Source organism: Variovorax sp. F042 (assembly GCF_057814215.1).
This window is the reverse complement of sequence record NZ_JBVASX010000002.1, coordinates 31,789-51,757: the sequence shown is the minus strand read 5'-3', so window position 1 is coordinate 51,757 and position 19,969 is coordinate 31,789. Positions and strand designations below refer to the sequence as shown.

At 64.2% G+C, this 19,969-nt stretch carries 21 protein-coding genes; 17 read left to right on the top strand and 4 right to left on the bottom strand.

The window, feature by feature from the left end; translation table 11 throughout:
* Positions 1-20: 20 nt before the first annotated feature.
* The 5 genes from ACZYSP_RS08615 to ACZYSP_RS08595 are packed head-to-tail and all read left to right on the top strand — an operon-like array spanning position 21 to position 2,655.
* Positions 21-917, top strand: coding sequence for a hypothetical protein (locus tag ACZYSP_RS08615; RefSeq protein ID WP_143062548.1), 897 nt, complete (start codon positions 21-23; stop codon positions 915-917).
* A 19-nt stretch (positions 918-936) separates the two neighbouring features.
* Positions 937-1,248, top strand: coding sequence for a hypothetical protein (locus tag ACZYSP_RS08610; protein ID WP_489013777.1), 312 nt, complete (start codon positions 937-939; stop codon positions 1,246-1,248).
* Positions 1,245-1,568, top strand: coding sequence for a hypothetical protein (locus tag ACZYSP_RS08605; protein ID WP_489013775.1), 324 nt, complete (start codon positions 1,245-1,247; stop codon positions 1,566-1,568). The genes ACZYSP_RS08610 and ACZYSP_RS08605 overlap by 4 nt, the downstream gene beginning before the upstream one ends.
* Positions 1,565-2,125 carry a lysozyme gene (locus ACZYSP_RS08600; RefSeq protein ID WP_489013773.1) on the top strand — a complete coding sequence of 187 codons (561 nt, stop codon included), beginning with the start codon at positions 1,565-1,567 and terminating at the stop codon, positions 2,123-2,125. The genes ACZYSP_RS08605 and ACZYSP_RS08600 overlap by 4 nt, the downstream gene beginning before the upstream one ends.
* Complete coding sequence (locus ACZYSP_RS08595) at positions 2,125-2,655, top strand: hypothetical protein (protein WP_489013771.1); 531 nt, start codon at positions 2,125-2,127, stop codon at positions 2,653-2,655. The genes ACZYSP_RS08600 and ACZYSP_RS08595 overlap by 1 nt, the downstream gene beginning before the upstream one ends.
* Positions 2,656-2,709: 54 nt before the next feature.
* Here ACZYSP_RS08595 and ACZYSP_RS08590 read toward each other — a convergent pair whose 3' ends face one another.
* The 4 genes from ACZYSP_RS08590 to ACZYSP_RS08575 all read right to left on the bottom strand — a co-directional run bounded on the left by ACZYSP_RS08590 (position 2,710) and on the right by ACZYSP_RS08575 (position 5,825).
* Positions 2,710-3,771, bottom strand: coding sequence for a class I SAM-dependent methyltransferase (locus ACZYSP_RS08590; protein ID WP_489013769.1), 1,062 nt, complete (start codon positions 3,769-3,771; stop codon positions 2,710-2,712).
* 4 nt (positions 3,772-3,775) lie between these two features.
* A complete protein-coding gene (locus ACZYSP_RS08585; protein WP_489013767.1) occupies positions 3,776-4,876 on the bottom strand; it encodes an FkbM family methyltransferase in 1,101 nt (366 codons plus the stop codon).
* A 454-nt stretch (positions 4,877-5,330) separates the two neighbouring features.
* Positions 5,331-5,534, bottom strand: coding sequence for a hypothetical protein (locus tag ACZYSP_RS08580; protein ID WP_093050163.1), 204 nt, complete (start codon positions 5,532-5,534; stop codon positions 5,331-5,333).
* A gap of 9 nt (positions 5,535-5,543) precedes the next feature.
* Positions 5,544-5,825, bottom strand: coding sequence for a hypothetical protein (locus ACZYSP_RS08575; RefSeq protein ID WP_097199680.1), 282 nt, complete (start codon positions 5,823-5,825; stop codon positions 5,544-5,546).
* A 320-nt stretch (positions 5,826-6,145) separates the two neighbouring features.
* Between ACZYSP_RS08575 and ACZYSP_RS08570 the strand changes: the two genes are divergently transcribed.
* The 12 genes from ACZYSP_RS08570 to ntrC all read left to right on the top strand — a co-directional run bounded on the left by ACZYSP_RS08570 (position 6,146) and on the right by ntrC (position 19,824).
* Entirely contained in the window at positions 6,146-7,741 is a 1,596-nt protein-coding gene (locus tag ACZYSP_RS08570; RefSeq protein ID WP_489013764.1) for a class I SAM-dependent methyltransferase, read from the top strand.
* Positions 7,742-7,794: 53 nt separating this feature from the next.
* On the top strand, positions 7,795-9,531 hold the full coding sequence (ggt, locus tag ACZYSP_RS08565; RefSeq protein ID WP_489013762.1) for a gamma-glutamyltransferase: 1,737 nt from the start codon (positions 7,795-7,797) through the stop codon (positions 9,529-9,531).
* Positions 9,532-9,592: 61 nt separating this feature from the next.
* Positions 9,593-10,342 carry a pseudouridine synthase gene (locus tag ACZYSP_RS08560; RefSeq protein WP_093050175.1) on the top strand — a complete coding sequence of 250 codons (750 nt, stop codon included), beginning with the start codon at positions 9,593-9,595 and terminating at the stop codon, positions 10,340-10,342.
* An 82-nt stretch (positions 10,343-10,424) separates the two neighbouring features.
* The gene (locus tag ACZYSP_RS08555) at positions 10,425-11,435 is read left to right on the top strand and encodes a YncE family protein (protein ID WP_307615682.1); all 1,011 of its coding nucleotides are present in this window, start codon (positions 10,425-10,427) and stop codon (positions 11,433-11,435) included.
* Positions 11,419-12,231, top strand: a complete 813-nt coding sequence (locus tag ACZYSP_RS08550; RefSeq protein WP_489013759.1) for a polysaccharide deacetylase family protein — start codon at positions 11,419-11,421, stop codon at positions 12,229-12,231. The genes ACZYSP_RS08555 and ACZYSP_RS08550 overlap by 17 nt, the downstream gene beginning before the upstream one ends.
* 13 nt (positions 12,232-12,244) lie before the next feature.
* Entirely contained in the window at positions 12,245-13,219 is a 975-nt protein-coding gene (locus ACZYSP_RS08545; RefSeq protein WP_093050184.1) for a sterol desaturase family protein, read from the top strand.
* 50 nt (positions 13,220-13,269) lie between these two features.
* Positions 13,270-14,160, top strand: coding sequence for an EI24 domain-containing protein (locus ACZYSP_RS08540; RefSeq protein WP_489013757.1), 891 nt, complete (start codon positions 13,270-13,272; stop codon positions 14,158-14,160).
* Entirely contained in the window at positions 14,157-14,957 is an 801-nt protein-coding gene (locus ACZYSP_RS08535) for a competence/damage-inducible protein A (RefSeq protein ID WP_489013755.1), read from the top strand. Before ACZYSP_RS08540 ends, ACZYSP_RS08535 begins: the two co-directional genes overlap by 4 nt.
* Before the next feature lie 146 nt (positions 14,958-15,103).
* The gene (gene glnA / locus ACZYSP_RS08530) at positions 15,104-16,519 is read left to right on the top strand and encodes a type I glutamate--ammonia ligase (protein ID WP_093050193.1); all 1,416 of its coding nucleotides are present in this window, start codon (positions 15,104-15,106) and stop codon (positions 16,517-16,519) included.
* 153 nt (positions 16,520-16,672) lie between these two features.
* Entirely contained in the window at positions 16,673-17,182 is a 510-nt protein-coding gene (locus ACZYSP_RS08525; protein WP_426391995.1) for a hypothetical protein, read from the top strand.
* Between the two features lie 2 nt (positions 17,183-17,184).
* Positions 17,185-18,264: a nitrogen regulation protein NR(II) gene (glnL, locus tag ACZYSP_RS08520; protein WP_093050198.1), complete on the top strand. Its 1,080-nt coding sequence runs from the start codon at positions 17,185-17,187 to the stop codon at positions 18,262-18,264.
* 27 nt (positions 18,265-18,291) lie between these two features.
* Positions 18,292-19,824, top strand: a complete 1,533-nt coding sequence (ntrC, locus tag ACZYSP_RS08515; protein ID WP_093050201.1) for a nitrogen regulation protein NR(I) — start codon at positions 18,292-18,294, stop codon at positions 19,822-19,824.
* The last annotated feature ends 145 nt before the right edge of the window (positions 19,825-19,969 follow it).

Below are 19,969 nucleotides of genomic sequence, written 5' to 3'. Positions count from 1 at the left end.
GTTCATCGAAAGGAGCTTCCATGCCAGCACCACCCGCAAAAAATGACATCTCCGGCAGCGGGGCGACCCCGAGTAACGCGCAGGCTCGCTCCGGCTTCGGCGCGCTGTGGGAGTGCCTGTTCGGCACCGGTGGCTTTCTGGGCACTACCGGCAATCAACCAGAGGCACGCGCCGGGCTCGGCATCCCCTCGATGCTGCAATACGAAGTCGTGCTGTCTGGTGGCAACCTGGTGCTGCTGCCGCGCGACGGAAACCTGATCTGCATCAACGGCTACAACCGGCCGATCCCGGCCGCTGGCGTCACGCTGGCGGCCACCGGGACCGCCGCGAACACGAGCTACAACATCTACGCCTACTGGACCGGCTCGGCGGTGGCGTTGGAGCGCGATACGGCCAGCCATGCGCTCGATGCGAACTACGGCGTTCGCGTGAAATCGACGGACGCCACCCGGACCCTCCTGGCGAAGGCGCGCACCGTCTCCGCAGGGGCATGGGTCAACTCTTCGTCGCAGCGCTTTCTCATCAACTGGGTAAATGGTGGTCGAAAGGTGTCTGCCAAAACCGCGCTCCCCAGCACGCTGACTACCAGCTCGACGAGCCCGCAGTTTCTTGGATCGGTGGAATTCCTTTCGTGGGGCAACGAAACGATCAGCGTGAGTTTGGCCGGCGGCATGCAGAACAACACGGCCAACGCTGTGAACTTCATTGGCATCGGTTTGGACTCGAACACGGTTTCGAGCACGCCCTCTTCCTATGGCCAGGCTGCGGTGAACAACGGCTACATGAGCCTGACGCAGACCTATCCGATTGACGTGGCGACCGAGGGCAATCACAGCCTGTCGATCCTCGGTTGGGTGAACTCGGGCATCGGTTCGTTCCTTTCGGGTTCAGGCATGTCCGCAATGGTCAGCGTCTGATCGAGAAGCGAGGCACACGATGGAAGAAGACGTCCAACCCGATGCGCCCGAGCTGACGCTCGAGCAGCGCATCGAGGCACTGCACATCGCCGTGAACGCGCACATGAACGTTGCGGCCGGTGCGCGGCGCTACGACAGCATCCACACCGCCGCGTTGCGCGCGGGCTACCCGGGCCCGTTTCACGAAGAGGGCATGGCGTTCGCGACATGGATGGATGCCGTCAACGCGAAGTGCTACGAGGTGCTGGAGCAGTTTCAGGCCGGCGCGATCGCCGAACCGACATGGGAAGAACTGCTGGTCATGTTGCCAGTGCTGGAGTTGCCGACATGAACGCCATGAAGAAAGACCCGAGTGCCATCGCGACCAGCGATCCGACGGCAACAGATTTCGGCCACCTCAGCGAGCGCGTGGGTCACCTCGAAGAAGGATTCGGCACGTTCAAGGCCGAACTTGCCGACAACACGGCGGCGACGAAACGAATCGAGGCGAACACTTCCGATCTGGTGGAGGCGTTTGCGAACCTGAAAGGCGCGTTCAAGGTGCTCAACTGGATCGGCAAGTTCGCGCGACCGCTCAGCTACATCGCCGGCGCGCTGGCCGCAGTGGTGAGCCTCTACACCGCCTTCAAGGCCGGGACGACCGTCAAATGAGCGCCAAAACCAAACTGATCAGCACCATCGTCGTCGCCGGTGCCACTCTCGTTGCCGGCAGCCCGTATCTGATGGGCTTCCTGCAGAAGTGGGAGAGCGGCAAGGCCCGAGTTCTGGTGGTCTACGCCGACAAGCTGGCTGGGGGCTTGCCCACTGTCTGCAACGGCCTCACGCGCCATGTCACCTCGACGCCGATCATCGTCGGCGAGCGCTGGAGCGATGAGAAGTGCGAAGCAGAAGAGCGTGCCGCGGTCGTCGATGTACAGCAGCGCTTGGCACCGTGCTTCAAGCGGGCACCGTCGCAAGCTGTCTTCGACATGGCGACATCGCATGCCTGGAATCTCGGGCCGGCCGCGACTTGCGGCAGCGGGGCCATGGTGGCATGGAACCGCGGGCAATGGGCTCTGGGCTGCCAGCGCATCGCGCGCGGGGACGATGGTTCGTTCGTCTGGTCGTACACCTGCAAGACGGTGAGCGGGCAGCGGCAATGCACCTTCGTGCAGGGCCTAGCCAATCGAAGGGCCGACGAGGCTCAGACCTGCAGCGGGAGCCTCTGATGCTGCCCGACCTCAAAACGCCGTTGCTCTGGGCCCTTGGCCTGGGGCTCGTTGCGGCGCTGGCCACAGCCGGCATCGAGCGCACGCGCGCCGCTGGTTCGCGCGCAGATCTGGCCTCAGAGAAGGCGGACCGTGCGAAGGAAAACTCCGCGCGTGCGCTGGCAGCACTGGTCGATCTTCAGCGCGTTGTGGCGCTGATGGCCAGTCACGCCAAGACCCAACAGGAGAACGTCAATGCTTTCGAGAAACGCCTCAAGGTGCTGGATGATCGCCGCCGCACTGTTGCTGCTGAGCGCGACCGGCTGCGCAAGCAATATGCCGATTTCGCCGCCCTTGATCGGGACCAAGCCGCAACCGACGTCATTGCCTGCCAGCGTGTTGCAGATCGATCCGCAGTCCTCGCAGCCATGGCTGCTCGAAGTCGAGAGCTTCTTGAAGGAGGCCGACTCGTTGTTGAAGGGCGAGACAACGAAGTGCAGCTTCTGCTCGACACCGTGAAGAACGACCGGGCGCTGCTCGCGCCGCCTTAGGGCCATCCATCGCTGCGGCCGAACTATCCCCCTAGCCTTCGGGCTGGGGATTGCTCATTGCGGTGTCAGAATCTGTTTGAGCCACTTCATGCTCGCGCGATGGCCGTTGTTTCCAACGAGCCAGTACCGGCATGGCTGGTATAGCTGGTCCACTGGGTAAACTTTGAATGCAGCGACCAGGTCATCCCTGACAAAGAAGGCGTTCACGCCACTCAGGTTGCAGCTCACCAGCGTATATCTGCCACTGAATAGATCCACCCACGCTTGCAGCGTTGCACCGTAGTAGTCGTCCTCTGCCCACTGGTGATCGCCGACGTAGGCCATCGACAGGCTTGTCGGTGGCGGGAACTTGCCGTTGTATTCGACGCAAATGATCTTGGGTGCAATCTCCTCCAGCGCAAGGGGCATGAGGTGAAGGTCATTCCCATCGAGATCGAACGAGAAGAAATCGATGTCGGCGGTGTCGAGGTGCTCGCGGAACTGCGCTACCAGCGGTCTGACGGTTTCTTTCGTCACGAACGCTTCTGTGACCAGGAGGCGTTCGCTCTTGAGCGTCCCAAGGTGCTCGGCGATGAAGGCGATGTTGCGCGGGCTGCCGTCAAGCCAGCCACCGCGGTATCCATCAAGTAGCAACTGGTGTGTGTTGTTCTCCAGACCGTTTCCACACCCGATCTCGATGAAGGTTCCTGACATTTCGGCTCGGCCCTTCAGGCGCTCCAGGCAGGCCCGGATCATCCCGTCCTCGTCGCACTGGGCGTAGCTATTCCAGCCCTGCAGCGCGACGTTGTCAGGCATCGTGCGCGCGAGCTCTGACCGCAAGCTCGCGAGCAGTTGCGCCGAATCCTGCCAGGTGTGGCCGATATTCCGATTTCCCTCGATGCCGGGCCGCGCGGCAATGGCGTCTAGCCTCGCAGAGAGGTCTGCAACACGGTCGGCCATCTGTGCTGACTGCACATTCGAATTCGAGCTGATGTCGTGGGCCTCAGCGTGAGACTGCAAAGCGACTTGGTGAAGTTGTGCCAACGTGTCCTGTTGCCGATTCAGGGAGGCCGTTGCCGAAAGCACCGAGCTGTAGATGCGGGCCAACTGACGGAAGGGGGTAACGGACTTGAGCATGGCGTTACTGTGCGATCAGATCTTGGATGGACGCGAGCCTGTCGCTACCTTGAGGAATTGCCACGATGTTGATGAAGCCCTGAGACTGCGGAGACATGCTGCTGGCCAAACCGGCGCGCACCCGCTGCTCATTGAGCGGATGAAGTTGGGGCTGCTCCTCGGTGAGTTCGAACATTTGATAGTCGAGCTCGACCAACTCATTCCACAGAGCCAGAGGATCGTCACCGGAGCCAGTCAGGCCGAACGGCCAGAACTCCATGACCAACACAGGTCGCCAGCCGCGCGCGAATGTAGCGCGTGCTCCGCGCAGGATTCGGGCCTCTGAACCCTGGGTATCGGACTTGACCAGATCTGGCAACTTCGGCCCGTCAGCGAGCAGCGCGTCAAGGGTCGAGGTGGGCACGTTGATGAATGGCCGCTCGGTGCCGTCGTCGAAGATTCTGTGGTCGCCGCGGTTTTCCGGGTCAATGAAGAGCTTCAGGGCCCCCTCCGAGTCGCTGACGGCCGCATGCCTTGGCAGTGTCTGCGCGCTCCCTTGAACTCGCTCTAGGTTACGCGACAGGATCTTGAAGTTGTCGGGGTCAGGCTCGAACGTCATGATGCGGCCGGAGGGTCCGATAGTTTTGGCCGCCACCACGCTGTACCAGCCGATGTTTCCCCCGATGTCCAGCACATAGTCGCCTTCTCGGCAGAGCCGTCGCATCACTTCCGTTTCCAGTGGCTCCCAACTGCCCGTCTGCTCCAGTTGGGTGGAGATGAAGGCATCGCCAGCACGATGGATTTCGAAAGGGAAGGGGGCCATCCCATGCACACGGCTTTCTATTAGGAAAGGGCGCGTGGTGTCGCTGGCAACCTGCATACGTAGATGGGCCACAAGCGTTTCCAAGCGCTCAACCCGTTTCGCCACGCTCGCCAGATCGCGAGAGTTCGCATCGAGCTGCAGTTGCGCGGCCGAAAAATCAGGAGTGGCCACAAGAGGCTGTGGTGCGGGCGGCGGCGTCGGCGCAGCGGCGTGCTGGCTGATCTTGGCAAGCGAATCTGCGACGGAAATCACGGCCGCATAGATGCGCGCAAGCTGGCGAAATGGGGTGCGTTGGGAAATCATTCTGGAACTCTGTTACGCGGCCGATGGTAGAGCATGCAGCCGACGCACCCCCAAGGCGCACTGCTTCGCTACTACAGCGCCACTTTGGTGCCGTCGGCAGCCATCGTCACGCCGGGCGTGTTCTCGCGACCATGAGGTCTCGCCATGAAAAAGCCCGCACGAGGCGGGCAAAGGTAGCCCTAAGGAGGGAGGAGGAAGAAAACGCGGGCTACCGAAGTGAATTCTATTGTATTAATTTCACGGAGCGCGGCTGATCTTCGATCATGCTGGGCGGTGCCTCGCCGCATTCCGGAGTGACCGGGGGATCACTCACTTCTCACACGAATCGAGGCCCTGAATCCGAAACCCGCATGGATAAAGGCCTGGCGGGCGATTCTTCGAGGGTTCAAATCCCCTCAGCTTCACCGAAGGCGATCCCCGCTGAGACGTTCCCTGCGTTATCAGGCTCCGGGACTCAGTAGCACTGAAACAAAACACCCTGCTCCGCAGGCGCCTTGCCAAGCCAGCGCGGCGTCTTGCTTCGCGCGTCGCAATAGTCCGAGGCTTGAACGTAGGTCATGGCACGCAGTACGCCTTCGCGAACTTGCGTCACCTCGTTGGGGGGGGTCGAGCAGCCGGTGAGGACCAGGGCAAGCGGAAGCAGTGTGCGCCAATTCATCGGGGCATTCTAAGTAAGACCACCGGGATCGTTCGAACTCCGCCCGCGGTCGGGATAGAGATACTTGAAGTACTTACCGGACTGGCCGAACAATTGCCGCGCCAGTTGCACCGGATCTTCGCCCTTGTGCTTTTCGTAGAGCACGGGCCCCCAGATGATGAAGCCGTCGATGCTGAGGCTCCTCGGGGAAGGCTCGATGGCCTTCCATGCATGTGCGAACTTCGAGATCCAGGCCAGCGCTTCCTTGAGCGCATGATTGGGCGGGGTGGTTGTTTCCTCGGTAAGAGACATGGCGGCATCCTTTGTTAAAAGACTGTACAAATATACAGTAGACTATGCCCATGAAGACATCGTTTTTTCCACCCATCCGAATTTCTCCTTGACGGGTAAACCGTCCCCCGCTGGTCAACCTGTGCGGGGGCCTTGATGCATGCCAAGCAGATAGGCTTTCAAGCCCAGCCTCACAGCTGGGCTTTTTTTATGCGCGGTTCGCGAGGCCCTGTGCAAGCCCGCTTTTTTTCGCCGGAACGCGGGGCTATAGTCGGCCAGCACTGTCACATTGCAGTCACTGCAGTTTCCAGCTGCCTGCCCAGATCCCGATAAGGACGCCCGTGCCGGATTCCCTGACTTCCGAGTTGACCAGCTATTACGACACGGTGCCCTATGACTCGCATCCGTTTCCACAGTCAGCGATGGAGCATCTGGAAGCCTTGGCATTTCTCTTCGGGCTCGATGCTCCGCCTCCCGCGAAGGCCCGTGTGCTGGAGCTCGGCTGCGCGGCCGGCGGCAACCTGATTCCCTTCGCGGCACGCCATCCCGAGGCGAGTGCAATCGGCATCGATCTGTCGCCGGTGCAGGTGGCGCAAGGTACTGCCGCCATCGGGCGCGCCGGGCTGTCGAACATCGAGCTCAAGGCTTTCAACCTTGCGGACATCGACGCTTCGTTCGGCCAGTTCGACTACATCGTCTGCCACGGCGTCTACAGCTGGGTGCCAGGTCCGGTGCAGGACGCGATCCTGCGCATCTGCTCCGAAAACCTCGCGCCCACCGGCGTGGCCTACGTGAGCTACAACGTGTACCCCGGCTGGAAGGCGCGCGAGATCGTGCGCGACGCGATGATCCTGCGCGGCGGTCCGCGCGACACGCCCGAAGAAAAGCTGTCTTACGCACGCGGCATGCTCGACTTTCTCGAGCAGTCGGCCCGTGCCGACAGCGTGCTCAAGAAGACGCTCGAAGAGGCAATGCCGATCGTGCGCAACGCCAACAGCTCGTACCTGCTGCACGAGTTTCTCGAGCCCTGCAATGCGCCGTGCTATTTCAAGGAGTTCGTGGCGCGAGCGGATGCCCACGGCCTTGCCTACCTGTGCGACGCGGAGCCATCGACGATGTTCGTGCAGAACTACGGCGACAAGGTGCGCGATCCGCTGCTGCGCGAATGCGGTGGCAGCCAGATCATGATGGAGCAGTACCTCGATTTCCTGGTCAACCGCACCTTCCGCCAGACCCTTCTGGTCAAGCAGACGCAAGCGGCGCACATCCGCTACAAGCTGGACCCCGCGCGCATCCGCTCGCTCGAATTCGCCGGCATCTTCAGGGCCGACGACGGTGGGGCGCTCACGCTCGATGCCCGCGAGCAGCCCTGCAGCGCAATGCGAGGCCTGAAGGTCACGCTGCGGTTGCCCGTGCACAAGGCGGTGGCGCAGCTGCTCGATACGCGTTATCCGGCATCGATCTCTGCGTCGGCCCTCATCGAGGCCGCCTCCGGGCTCACGGGTCAGCCGCAGGCCGCCATCGAATCTGCCGCGATGGCGATGCTCGAGGAGCTGCTGATCCTCGGCGCCCTGCGCATCCGGCGCACGCCGGTGTTCGCGGCCGACGTGGTCTCCGGTTTGCCGCAAGCGCTGCCCGCGGTGCGAGGCGCTTCGGGTCTTGCGTCGGGCGTCGGCGCCACCGCCAACACCTGCAATCAGTGGCACGAGCCCGTGGTGTTGACGCTGCTCGAACAAAGCCTGCTGCCGCTGCTCGACGGCACGCACTCGCACGACGCGCTGGCCGAGCACCTCGAAGCGGAGGTTCGAAGCGATCGCCTGCGCTTCGTCAAGGACGACAAGCCGCTGACTGACCCGTCGGCAGTCAGGGAATTCGCCCGCCAGCAAGTCTCGCTGGCGCTCGACGGCCTGCGCCGCAAGGCGCTGCTCACGGGCTGACCCGTACGTACATCACCGTTTTTCTTCAACACACTCAAAGAGGAGATACCTGCATGCAACAAATTCACTGGGCCCCGAAGCTGCGCGCCGCCGTTGCGGCGGTGCTCGCGCTGGCGGCCGCCGGCGCGTCGAATGCCGCATCGGTGGCGCCCGTCGCGGCCGAGCACGGCATGGTCGTGAGCGCGCAGCACCTGGCGAGCAAGGTCGGCGTCGACGTGCTCAAGCGCGGCGGCAATGCCGTCGACGCGGCTGTGGCCGTGGGCTACGCGCTGGCGGTGGTGTACCCCGCTGCGGGCAACCTCGGCGGCGGCGGCTTCATGACCGTGCAGCTGGCCGACGGCCGCAAGACCTTCCTCGACTTCCGCGAGAAGGCCCCGCTGGCCGCCACGGCCAACATGTACCTCGACAAGGATGGCAACGTCATCAAGGGCCTGAGCACCAACGGCCACCTGGCCGTGGGCGTGCCCGGTTCCGTGTCGGGCATGGAGTACGCGCGCGAGAAGTACGGCACCATGAAGCGCGCCGACCTCATCGCCCCCTCGATCCAGCTGGCCGACAAGGGCTTCGCGCTGGAGCAGGGCGATATCGACATGCTGTGGACCTCCACCGCCGATTTCCAGAAAGACCCGGTCTCCGGTGCGATCTTCCTGAACAAGGGCCAGCCCTTCCAGGTCGGCCAGAAGCTGGTGCAGAAAGATCTGGCGAAGACGCTGAGGGAAATCAGCGCGAAGGGCCCCGACGGCTTCTACAAGGGCTGGGTCGGCAACGCCATCGTGGCGTCGAGCCAGGCCGGCAAGGGCATCATCACCCAGGCCGACCTCGATCAGTACAAGACGCGCGAACTCGCGCCCGTCGAGTGCGACTACCGCGGCTACCGCGTGGTGTCGGCGCCGCCTCCCAGCTCGGGCGGCGTGATCATCTGCGAGATGCTCAACATTCTCGAGGGCTACCCGCTCAAGGACCTGGGCTTCCGCTCGGCCCAGTCGGTGCACTACCAGATCGAAGCCATGCGCCACGCCTACGTGGACCGCAACAGCTACCTGGGCGACCCCGACTTCGTGAAGAACCCGCTCGACCGCCTGCTCGACAAGGGCTATGCCGAGAAGATCCGCGCCGTCATCGATCCGAAGAAGGCCGGCGTCTCCAAGGACATCAAGCCCGGTGTCGCGCCGCATGAAGGCAGCAACACCACCCACTACTCGATCACCGACCAGTGGGGCAATGCTGTCTCCGTGACCTACACGCTGAACGACTGGTTCGGCGCCAAGGTCACGGCCGCCAAGACGGGCGTGCTGCTGAACAACGAGATGGACGACTTCACCTCGAAGATCGGCGTGCCCAACATGTACGGCCTGGTGCAGGGCGAGGCCAACGCCATCGCCCCGGGCAAGCGCCCGCTGAGCTCGATGAGCCCGACCATCGTGTCGAAGGACGGCAAGCCGGTGTTCGTGGTGGGCACGCCCGGCGGCAGCCGCATCATCACGGCGGTGCTGCACACCATCCTGAACGTGGTCGACTACGGCATGAACGTGCAGGAAGCGGTGGACGCTCCGCGTTTCCACCAGCAATGGCTGCCTGATGTCACCAACGTCGAGACCTTCGCGCTGAGCCCCGACACGCGCAAGATCCTGACCGACATGGGCCACAACCTGGGTGTGCCGCAGCCGGCCAACCACCTCGCGGCCATCATCGTCGGCGCGCCGTCGCTGGGCGGCAAGCCGGTCGGCAACAACCGCTTCTACGGTGCCAACGATCCGCGCCGCAACACGGGCCTGGCGGCGGGCTACTGATCCTGCGGCAAACTAGAAGGCGGTCGTGCCCTTGTCGGCGCGGCCGCTTTTTTCATTTTTCATGCACCTGCAAGACATCCTCTATACCCAGGGCTTCGGCACGCGGCGCGTGTGCGCGGGCCTCGTCCAGCAAGGCCACGTGACCATCGAAGGCCAGGCGGTGACCGACCCCTTCGCCGATCTCGACCCCGAAGGTCTTCACTACACAGTCCAGGGCACTGCGTGGGCGTACCACGAGAAGGCCTACCTGATGCTGCACAAGCCGGCCGGCACCGAGTGCTCGCAGAAGCCCTCGACCTATCCGAGCATCTACACGCTGCTGCCGTCGCCGCTGCGCCTGCGGCCCAACAAGGGCGCGGTGCAAGGCGTGCAGGCCATCGGCCGGCTCGACCAGGACACCACCGGCCTGCTGCTGCTGACCGACGACGGCCAGTTCATCCACAAGATGGGCTCGCCCAAGCATCACGTGCCCAAGGTCTACGAGGTGACGGCCAAGCACCCCGTGGACGAGGCGCAGATCGCCAAGCTGCTGGCCGGCGTGGTGCTCGACGACGATCCGAAGCCCGTGCGCGCCGCCGCTTGCGAATCCGACAGCCCGCTGCATCTGCGGCTCACGCTCACCGAGGGCAAGTACCACCAGGTCAAGCGCATGCTGGCCGCGGTCGGAAACCGGGTCGAGGGGCTGCACCGCTCGCGCATCGGCGACCTGGCGCTGCCCGACGACCTTGCGCCGGGGCAGTGGCGCTGGCTGACCGCCGACCAGGTCGCCGCCCTGCGCGCGCCGGCCAAACCGGCCAAACCGCCGAAATAAGCGGAACAAAGCGCCCCCTGACGGTCAGCCAGTCCTAAGGCTCGACCGTTAATCTCGCCAAGCTCTCTCCCGGAACCTTCCCTTGCGACTCCCTGCTCGACCGAACGGCCGCATCGCGGCTTTCCTGTTTTCCTGTCTGACGGCCCTGGCGGCATTCCCCGCTGCCGCCGCCGCGCCGGCCGAACCTCCCCCGATCTTCGTGCTCAACTCGCTGGACGCCAGCGTAAGCGTGATCAATCCCGTCGACTGGACGGAAAAACAGCGCATTGCCACCGGCAAGGAGCCGCACCACATCTACATGACGCCGGACGAAAAGTCGGTCATCGTGGCCAATTCGGCGGGCGATTCGCTGACGTTCCTGAACCCCCGCACGGCGGAAGTGCAGCGCGTGGTCTACGGCATCATCGATCCGTACCAGCTGCAGTTCTCGCGCGACATGAAGTGGTTCGTCACGGCCGGCAACCGCCTGAACCACGTCGACATCTACCGCTGGGACGGCAAAGACCTGAAGCTGGCCAAGCGCATCGCCAGCGGCAAGACGCCCAGCCACATCTGGATCGACAACACCAGCACCATCGCCTACGTGACGATGCAGGACAGCGACGAGATGATCGCCGTCGACCTGCCCACGCAAACAGTCAAGTGGCGCGTTGCCACCGGCACCATGCCTGCCGACATCTTCGGCGTGCACAACGACAAGACCCTGCTGGTGGGCCTGACCGGCAGCGACGGCGTGCAGGTGTTCGACGTGGCCGGCGCCGAGCCCAAGCTGGTCGGCAAGATCCCCACCGGCAAGGGCGCCCACGCCTTCCGCTCGGCCGGCGACGGCAAGAGCGTGTTCGTGAGCAACCGCGTGGCCAACACCATCAGCCGCATCGACCTGGCGACGCTGAAGGTCATCGCGACCTATCCCGTGCCCGGCGGTCCCGACTGCATGGACCTGTCGGCCGACGGCAAGACCCTGTACGTGACCTCGCGCTGGATCAAGAAGCTCAGCGTGGTCGACCTGGCCAGCAACAAGGTCGTGCGGCAGGTGAATGTCGGCCGTTCGCCGCATGGCGTCTGGACGCTCGATCATGCCAAGCGCATCTAGCCGCATCGGCGCGGCCCTCGCGCTGTCGCTGGCCGGAGTCGTGGCTCCCGTCGCCTGGGGGGCGACACCGGGCGCCACCTGCGAAAAGCCTGTCTACCTGACCTTCGACACCGGCCACATGGGCGTCGCTCCGCTGGTGGCCGACGTGCTCAAGCGGCAGGACGTGCGCGTCACCTTCTTCGCCGCCGCCGAGCGCACCCAGACCGACGGCGACAGCCTCGACGACCACTGGGCGCCCTGGTGGAAGGCGAGGGCGGCCGAAGGCAACGAGTTCGGATCGCACACCTACGACCATGCGTACTGGCGCGCCGACGTCAAGAGCACGCCGCCGAGCTTCCGCATCAAGCCCTCGGCGGGCCCGCAGGACGGCAAGGAATCGACCTGGAGCGCGGCCGAGTACTGCGCCAACATCCGCAAGTCGTCCGACCGGCTGGCCGCCATCACCGGCAAGAAGCCGCTGCCGCTGTACCGCGCGCCGGGCGGCAAGACCTCGCCCGCGCTGCTGGCCGCCGCCGAAGGCTGTGGCTACAAGTACGTCGGCTGGGCGCCCGCCGGCTTTCTCGGCGACGAGCTGCCGAGCGAGAAATTCAGCAACGCCAAGCTGCTGACGCAGGCGCTCGACACCATTCGCCCCGGCGACATCCTGCTCGCGCACCTGGGTATTTGGTCGCGCAACGACCCATGGGCTCCGGCCAACCTCGAGCCGCTGATCGTCGGGCTCAAGGCCAAGGGCTTCTGCTTCCAGACACTGCGCCAGCACCCGGACTTCCGCGCCTGGATTGCATCTCACCCTTGAACGAGTTTTCGCCGTGATCGATTGGCTGACAGACGCTTTTTCCGCCATGCAGGGCTGGTTCTTCGAGGCCGCCGTGCAGCCGCTGGTCTACGCCGTCGGTCTCGGCGGCTGGACCGAAGACGCCTTCGACGCCACCGGCTGGCTGCTGGTCGGCGTCATCCAGATCCTGGTGTTGCTGGCGATCATCGGGCCGCTGCAGCGCTGGCGATCGGTGGAGCCGGTGGTCGACCGCCACGCGATCCGCATCGACATGCTCTACACGCTGATTCACCGGCTCGGCCTGTTCCGGCTGGCAATCTTCTTCACGCTGCAGCCCTTCTTCGACGATGCGATGGGCAGCCTGCGCACGGCGGGGTGGGGCACCTTCCACCTCGACGAAGTGTGGCCCGGCGTGACCGACGTGCCGGTAGTCGCCTTCGCCATTTACCTGGTAGTGCTCGACTTCGTCGGCTACTGGATCCACCGCGGCCAGCACCAGTTCAACTGGTGGTGGGGCCTGCATTCGCTGCACCACTCGCAGCGCCAGATGACGATGTGGAGCGACGACCGCAACCACCTGCTCGACGACATCGTCCACGACACGCTGATCGTCATCGTGGCGCAGCTGATCGGCGTCGCGCCGGGGCAGTTCATTGCCTTTGTCGCCTTCACGCAGCTCAGCGAAAGCCTGCAGCACGCCAACCTGCGGCTCAGCTTCGGCGCCATCGGCGAGCGGCTGTGGATCAGCCCGCGGTTCCACCGGTTGCACCACAGCATCGGGCTGGGGCACGAATCGAACGGCAGGAGCACGCTCGGCGGCCACAACTTCGGCGTGCTGCTGCCTTGGTGGGACATGCTGTTTCGCACCGCCAACTTCGAGAACCGCTACGACCCGACCGGCATCCGCGACCAGGTCGAACCCAGCGCCGACGGCCGCGTGCGCGAATACGGGCGCGGTTTCTGGGCCCAGCAGTGGCTCGGCCTGAAGCGAATGGTCGGTCGCGGTTGAGGGGCTCCAGCCCCTGAACGGCTCGTCCGAGGCGTTATCCTCGCTGCTCAATGCGCCTGCTCCTCGACTCCTTCTGGCGCGCGGTCGCCTATTGCATGCTGCCGCGCGTGATCGTGCTGTCGCTGCTTCCTTTGGGGTTGATGGTGGTGCTGGCCGCGGGGCTCGGTTATTTCTACTGGGACTCCGCCGTGACCTGGACACGCGGCGCGCTCGATGCCTGGCCGCTGCTGTCGAGCTTCTGGGCGTGGATCGGCCGTCTTTTCTCGGGTGACGTCACTTTCGCGCTGGCGTCCCTGGTCGTGGTGTTCGCCGCCACGCCGCTGATCGTGGTGGTCTGCCTGCTGATCGTGGCCGGCTTCATGGCGCCTGCGCTGACCAGGCTCGTGGGCGAGCGGCGTTTTCCCTCGCTCGAGCAGAAAAAGGGCGCTTCGTTCTTCGGCAGCGTCGCGCGTTCGCTCGGCGTCACCATCCTGGCGCTGATCGCCCTCGTGGTGTCGATGCCACTGTGGCTCATTCCGCCGCTGGTGCTGATCCTGCCGCCGCTGATCTGGGGCTGGCTCACCTATCGTGTGATGAGCTTCGATGCGCTGGCCGAGCACGCCAGCCCCGAGGAACGCGCCGCGCTGTTGCGCGCGCACCGGCTGCCGCTGCTGTGCATCGGCGTGCTGTGCGGCTACCTGGGCGCCGCGCCCAGCATCGTCTGGGCATCGGGCCTGCTGTTCGCCGCGGCCTTCTTCGTGCTGGTGCCGATCGCCATCTGGATCTACACACTGGTCTTCGCCTTCTCGGCGCTCTGGTTCGCTCACTACTGCCTCGACGCGCTCGCGCGGCTGCGTGCCCAGCGCGCTGTGGCCGAGGCATCGGCCGCCAACGGCACAACACCGGCGCTCGAAGCCGAAGAGGCCAGCAAGGCCGCTCTTTCCCAATGGGGTTCACCATGACACGCGCATTCGGTCTCATCGTCGTCGGTGACGAGATCCTTTCCGGCAAGCGGGCCGACAAGCACATGGCCAAGGTCATCGAGCTGCTCGCCGCGCGCGGCCTGCAGCTGAGCTGGGCCGAATACGTGGGCGACGAACCGGCGCGCATCACGGCCACGCTGGCGCGCGCCTTCGCCTCGGGCGACATCGTCTTCTCGACCGGTGGCATTGGCGCCACGCCCGACGACCACACCCGCCAGTGCGCCGCCAAGGCGCTGGGCGTGCCGCTGGCGCTGCACCCCGAGGCCGAGCTGCTGATCCGCGAGCGCATGCAGGACACCGCGCGTGAGCAGGGCGTGCCCTACGAGCCCAACCGCTCCGACAACGTGCACCGGCTCAACATGGGCGTGTTTCCGCAAGGCGCCACGCTCATCTACAACCCGTACAACAAGATCCCCGGCTTCAGCGTTGGCGACGTGCACTTCGTGCCGGGCTTTCCCGTCATGGCCTGGCCGATGATCGAGTCCGTGCTCGACGGCCGTTACGCCGAACTGTTTACCCGTAATGCCGTCGCCGAGAAGTCGGTGATCGTTTTCGGTGCCATGGAAGCCACGCTGACGCCGCTCATGCAGGCCATCGAGGCCACCCACGCCGGCATCAAGGTGTTCAGCCTGCCGAGTGTCGATCACCCCGAATACGGCCGCCACATCGAGCTGGGCGTCAAGGGTGACCCCGGCCGGCTCGATGCCGCCTATGTCCAGCTGATCGAAGGGTTGCACACCTTTGATGCCAAGCTTGGTCCAGAATTGGTGCGTTAATACTGAGCGCACCATTTTGGTGAAATTCCGCCTTCATTTGGGGTTTGCGGCGGCCACTAAAGCCTCATCGAGTGAGGTGACAATGGCACAGAAACTGCATCCCTCATCCCTGTATTCCTAACCACCATCCAACTCAGGAGAAACTGATGGCAAAGACCGTCGCCGATGTACTCAAGCTCGTCAAGGAAAACGAGGTCAAGTTCGTCGACTTCCGCTTCACCGACACCCGTGGCAAAGAGCAGCACGTGACCGTGCCGGTCTCGGCTTTCGATGAAGACAAATTCACCTCGGGCCACGCATTCGACGGCTCGTCCATCGCTGGCTGGAAGGGGATCGAAGCTTCGGACATGCAGCTCATGCCCGACCCGAACACCGCCAACATCGACCCCTTCTTCGAAGAAACGACGCTGATCCTGACCTGCGACGTGATCGACCCCGCCGACGGCAAGGCCTACGAGCGCGATCCGCGTTCGCTCGCCAAGCGCGCCGAGGCATACATGAAGGCTTCGGGCCTGGGTGACACCGCCTTCTTCGGTCCGGAACCCGAATTCTTCGTGTTCGACGGCGTCCGCTGGAAGAACGACATGTCGGGCTGCTTCGTGAAGATCGACTCCGAAGAAGCCTCGTGGAACACCGACAAGGAATACGAGCACGGCAACACCGGCCATCGTCCGGCAGTCAAGGGCGGCTATTTCCCGGTTCCCCCGGTCGACAGCTTCCAGGACATGCGCTCGGAAATGTGCCTGGTGCTCGAATCGCTCGGCATCCCGGTCGAAGTGCATCACCATGAAGTGGCCAACGCCGGCCAGATGGAACTCGGCACCAAGTTCAGCACGCTGGTCCAGCGCGCCGACTGGGTCCAGTTGCAGAAGTACGTGATCCACAACGTGGCCCACGCCTACGGCAAGACCGCCACCTTCATGCCCAAGCCCATCGTCGGCGACAACGGCTCCGGCATGCACGTGCACCAGTCGGTCTGGAAGGACGGCAAGAACCTGTTCGCCGGCGACGGCTATGCAGGCCTGTCGGACTTCGCCCTGCACTACATCGGCGGCATCATCAAGCACGCCCGTGCCCTGAACGCCATCACGAACCCCGGCACCAACAGCTACAAGCGCCTGGTGCCCGGCTTCGAAGCCCCGGTGAAGCTGGCCTACTCGGCCAAGAACCGCTCGGCCTCGATCCGCATCCCGTTCGTGGCCAACCCGAAGGGCCGCCGCGTCGAAGCGCGCTTCCCCGATCCGCTGATGAACCCGTACCTCGGCTTCGCTGCGCTGCTGATGGCCGGTCTCGATGGCGTGGAAAACAAGATCCATCCGGGCGAAGCCGCCAGCAAGGATCTGTACCACCTGCCGCCGGAAGAAGACGCGCTGATCCCGACCGTCTGCCACAGCCTCGACCAAGCCCTGGAATACCTGGACAAGGACCGCGCGTTCCTGACCAAGGGCGGCGTGTTCACCGATGCGTACATCGATGCGTACATCGATCTGAAGATGCAGGAAGTCACGCGCTTCCGCATGGCGACCCATCCGGTCGAGTTCGACATGTACTACTCGCTGTAATCGCGCGAAGTACAACCTCACCAATCCATTGGCGAGGATGTAATGAAAAAGGACGGCCACGGCCGTCCTTTTTCAATGGAGTGGAACATCTTGTCACTGGTGGCATCGAATTGCACGAAAATGCACCTTTGTCGCCGCCCTCCACCGATACACATGAAGACTGCTTCTCTCATTTTCCTGGCCGGTTCATTGATCGCGCTGCCGGCGCTCGCGCAGGAACGCGTCTGGCGTTGCGGCAACGAGTACACCAACAACGCCACCATCGCCCAGCAGAAGGGCTGCAAGGTCATGGAAGGCGGCAACGTCACGGTCGTGCAAGGCACCAAGTCTTCGGGCGGTGGCTCTGCGTCATCCGGTGGCTCTTCCGCGGCGCGTGCGCCGGCGGGCAGCCCGCGTGTCGAAGGCGTCGACCAGCGTGCCCGTGACGGCGAGGCTCGTTCGGTGCTCGAGTCTGAGCTCAAGAAGGCCGAGGCGCGCCAGGCCGAGCTGCAGAAGGAATACAACAACGGCGAGCCCGAGAAGCAGGGCAGCGAAGGCCGCAATTACCAGAAGTACCTGGATCGCGTCGCCGAAATGAAGGCTGAGCTGGCGCGCAACGAGAGTGACATCGCCGGCATCCGCCGCGAAATCGGCCGCCTGCCGAACAAGCAGCAGTCGCAGTAGTCATGGTGTTCGGGAAGAAGGCGACCGGCGCCAATCCGCGCTTCCAGTCCTTCGACCTGCTGTCCACGCTGATCGCGGTGGTCAACAGCAACGGCTCCGTGCTGTTCGCCAACGCAGGCCTCGAAGACGCACTGGGCACCTCGCGCCGCACCCTCGAGGGTTCGCAGTTCGGCGCGTGTTTTCATGAGCCGCAGGTGCTGCGCACGGCCATCGACGGCGCGAGCAGCAACGACTTTGCAACGCTGCGCTATGAGGCCTTCCTGCGCCGCGTCAACCACGAGCTGATGCCCGTGCAGGTCACGCTTGCGCAGGGCGACAAGAAGGGCGAGCTCATCATCGAGATGTCGCCGCTCGAGCAGCAGGTGCGGCAAGACCGCGAAGAGCGCCTCATCGATCAGGCGCAGGCCAACAAGGAGCTCATCCGCAACCTCGCGCACGAAATCAAGAACCCGCTCGGCGGCATCCGAGGCGCGGCGCAGCTGCTGCAGATGGAGGTCGAATCGCGCGACCTCATCGAATACACCCAGGTCATCATCCACGAGGCCGACCGGCTGCAGACGCTGGTCGACCGGCTATTGGCACCGCACCGCCGTCCGCACGTGGTGGGCGACGTCAACATCCACGAGGTGTGCGAGCGCGTGCGCTCGGTCATCCTCGCGGAGTTTCCGCGCGACCTGCACATCGAGCGCGATTTCGACGTGTCCATTCCCGAGTTCCGCGGCGACCGCGAGCAGCTCATCCAGGCCACGCTCAACATCACGCACAACGCGGCGCAGGCGCTGACCGAGCGCCGCGCGGCAGGCGACGCGCAGATCACTTTCAAGACGCGCATAGCCCGTCAGGTGATCTTCAACAAGCAGTGGTATCGACTGGCACTGGAATTGCATGTAATCGACAATGGACCGGGTGTGCCGGACACGATCAAGGACCGCATCTTCTATCCGCTGGTATCGGGCAGGGAAGGCGGGACAGGGCTGGGATTGACGCTCGCGCAAACTTTTGTGCAACAGCATCACGGCGTGATCGAGTGCGACAGCGTCCCGGGCCGAACCGATTTCAAGATATTGATACCGCTGCCCTAGCGCAGCCACCGGCAACAGAGGAGATGCATGAAGCCGATCTGGATAGTTGATGACGACCAATCGATTCGCTTCGTGCTCGAGAAGGCTCTATTGCGCGAAGACCTGCCCACGCGCAGTTTCACGAACACGCGCGAGGTGCTGGCAGCACTCGAACAGGCCGCCGACGACGATCAGCAAGGTCCCCAGGTTCTGGTGAGCGACATCCGCATGCCCGGCGGTTCCGGGCTCGACCTGCTGGACAAGATCAAGGCCAAGCACCCCGGCCTGCCCGTCATCATCATGACGGCCTTCTCCGACCTCGACAGCGCCGTCTCGGCCTTCCAGGGCGGCGCCTTCGAATACCTGCCCAAGCCCTTCGACCTGCCGCGTGCAGTCGAACTCATCCGCCGTGCCGTCGATGAAAGCCAGCGCGAGGAAGTCGCCGAAGAACGCATGGTCGCGGCGCCCGAAATGCTCGGCCAGGCCCCTGCGATGCAGGACGTGTTCCGCGCCATCGGCCGGCTTTCGCAGAGCAACGTCACGGTGCTCATCACCGGCGAATCGGGCTCGGGCAAGGAACTGGTGGCGCGTGCGCTGCACAAGCACTCGCCGCGCGCCAACGGCCCCTTCGTTGCGATCAACACTGCGGCCATTCCCAAGGACCTGCTGGAGAGCGAACTCTTCGGCCACGAGCGCGGCGCCTTCACCGGTGCGCAAACCATGCGTCGCGGCCGCTTCGAGCAGGCCGAGGGCGGCACGCTGTTCCTCGACGAAATCGGTGACATGCCCTTCGACCTGCAGACGCGCCTGCTGCGCGTGCTGAGCGACGGCCATTTCTACCGCGTGGGCGGCCACAACTCGGTCAAGGCCAACGTGCGCGTCATCGCGGCCACCCACCAGGACCTGGAGCAGCGCGTCAAGCTCGGCGGCTTCCGCGAAGACTTGTTCCACCGCCTCAACGTGATTCGCCTGCGCCTGCCGGCACTGCGCGAACGCGGTGAAGACGTGCCCGCGCTCACGCGCCACTTCCTGCAGGTGAGCGCGCGTCAGCTGGGCGTCGAGCCCAAGCGCATTTCCGATGCGGCGCTGGCCAAGCTCGCGGCCTTCGGCTTCCCGGGCAACGTGCGCCAGCTCGAGAACATCTGCCACTGGCTGACCGTGATGGCGCCGGCCCAGCTGATCGAAGCGAAGGACCTGCCGCCCGAGGTGATGGCCGTCGGTGCAGGCGCTGAGACTCTCCACGTGCCCGAAGCCGCGACCGTCGCGCCGACCGCAGCGGCCCAGCCCGTGGCGTCGCTGCCAGTTGCAGGCAGCGAATCGGCGCCCGCGCACGCCGTCTCCGAGCCCGCTGAAGCCCATGCGGGCGTGAGCAGTTGGGAAAGCGGCCTGGAGCACGAAGCCCAGGCCTTGCTCGCGGCCGGCCGCACCGATGTGTGGGACGTGCTCTCGCGCCGCTTCGAGTCGAGGCTGATCCTCACAGCCCTGGCCAACACGCGCGGCCGCCGTATCGAGGCCGCGCAGAAACTGGGCATCGGGCGCAACACCATCACCCGGAAGATCCAGGAACTCGGCATCGAATGAAAAGGCCCCTTGGGGCCTTTTTTATTACCGGCCGGACTTATCCAGCCGGCCGTACCAGTGCAGAAGATCGCCCATCCCTCGTTCAAGTGATGCGCTGCTTCACCAATTGACTCACATTCCGGCCTGAGACCAAGGGGCATCCGGG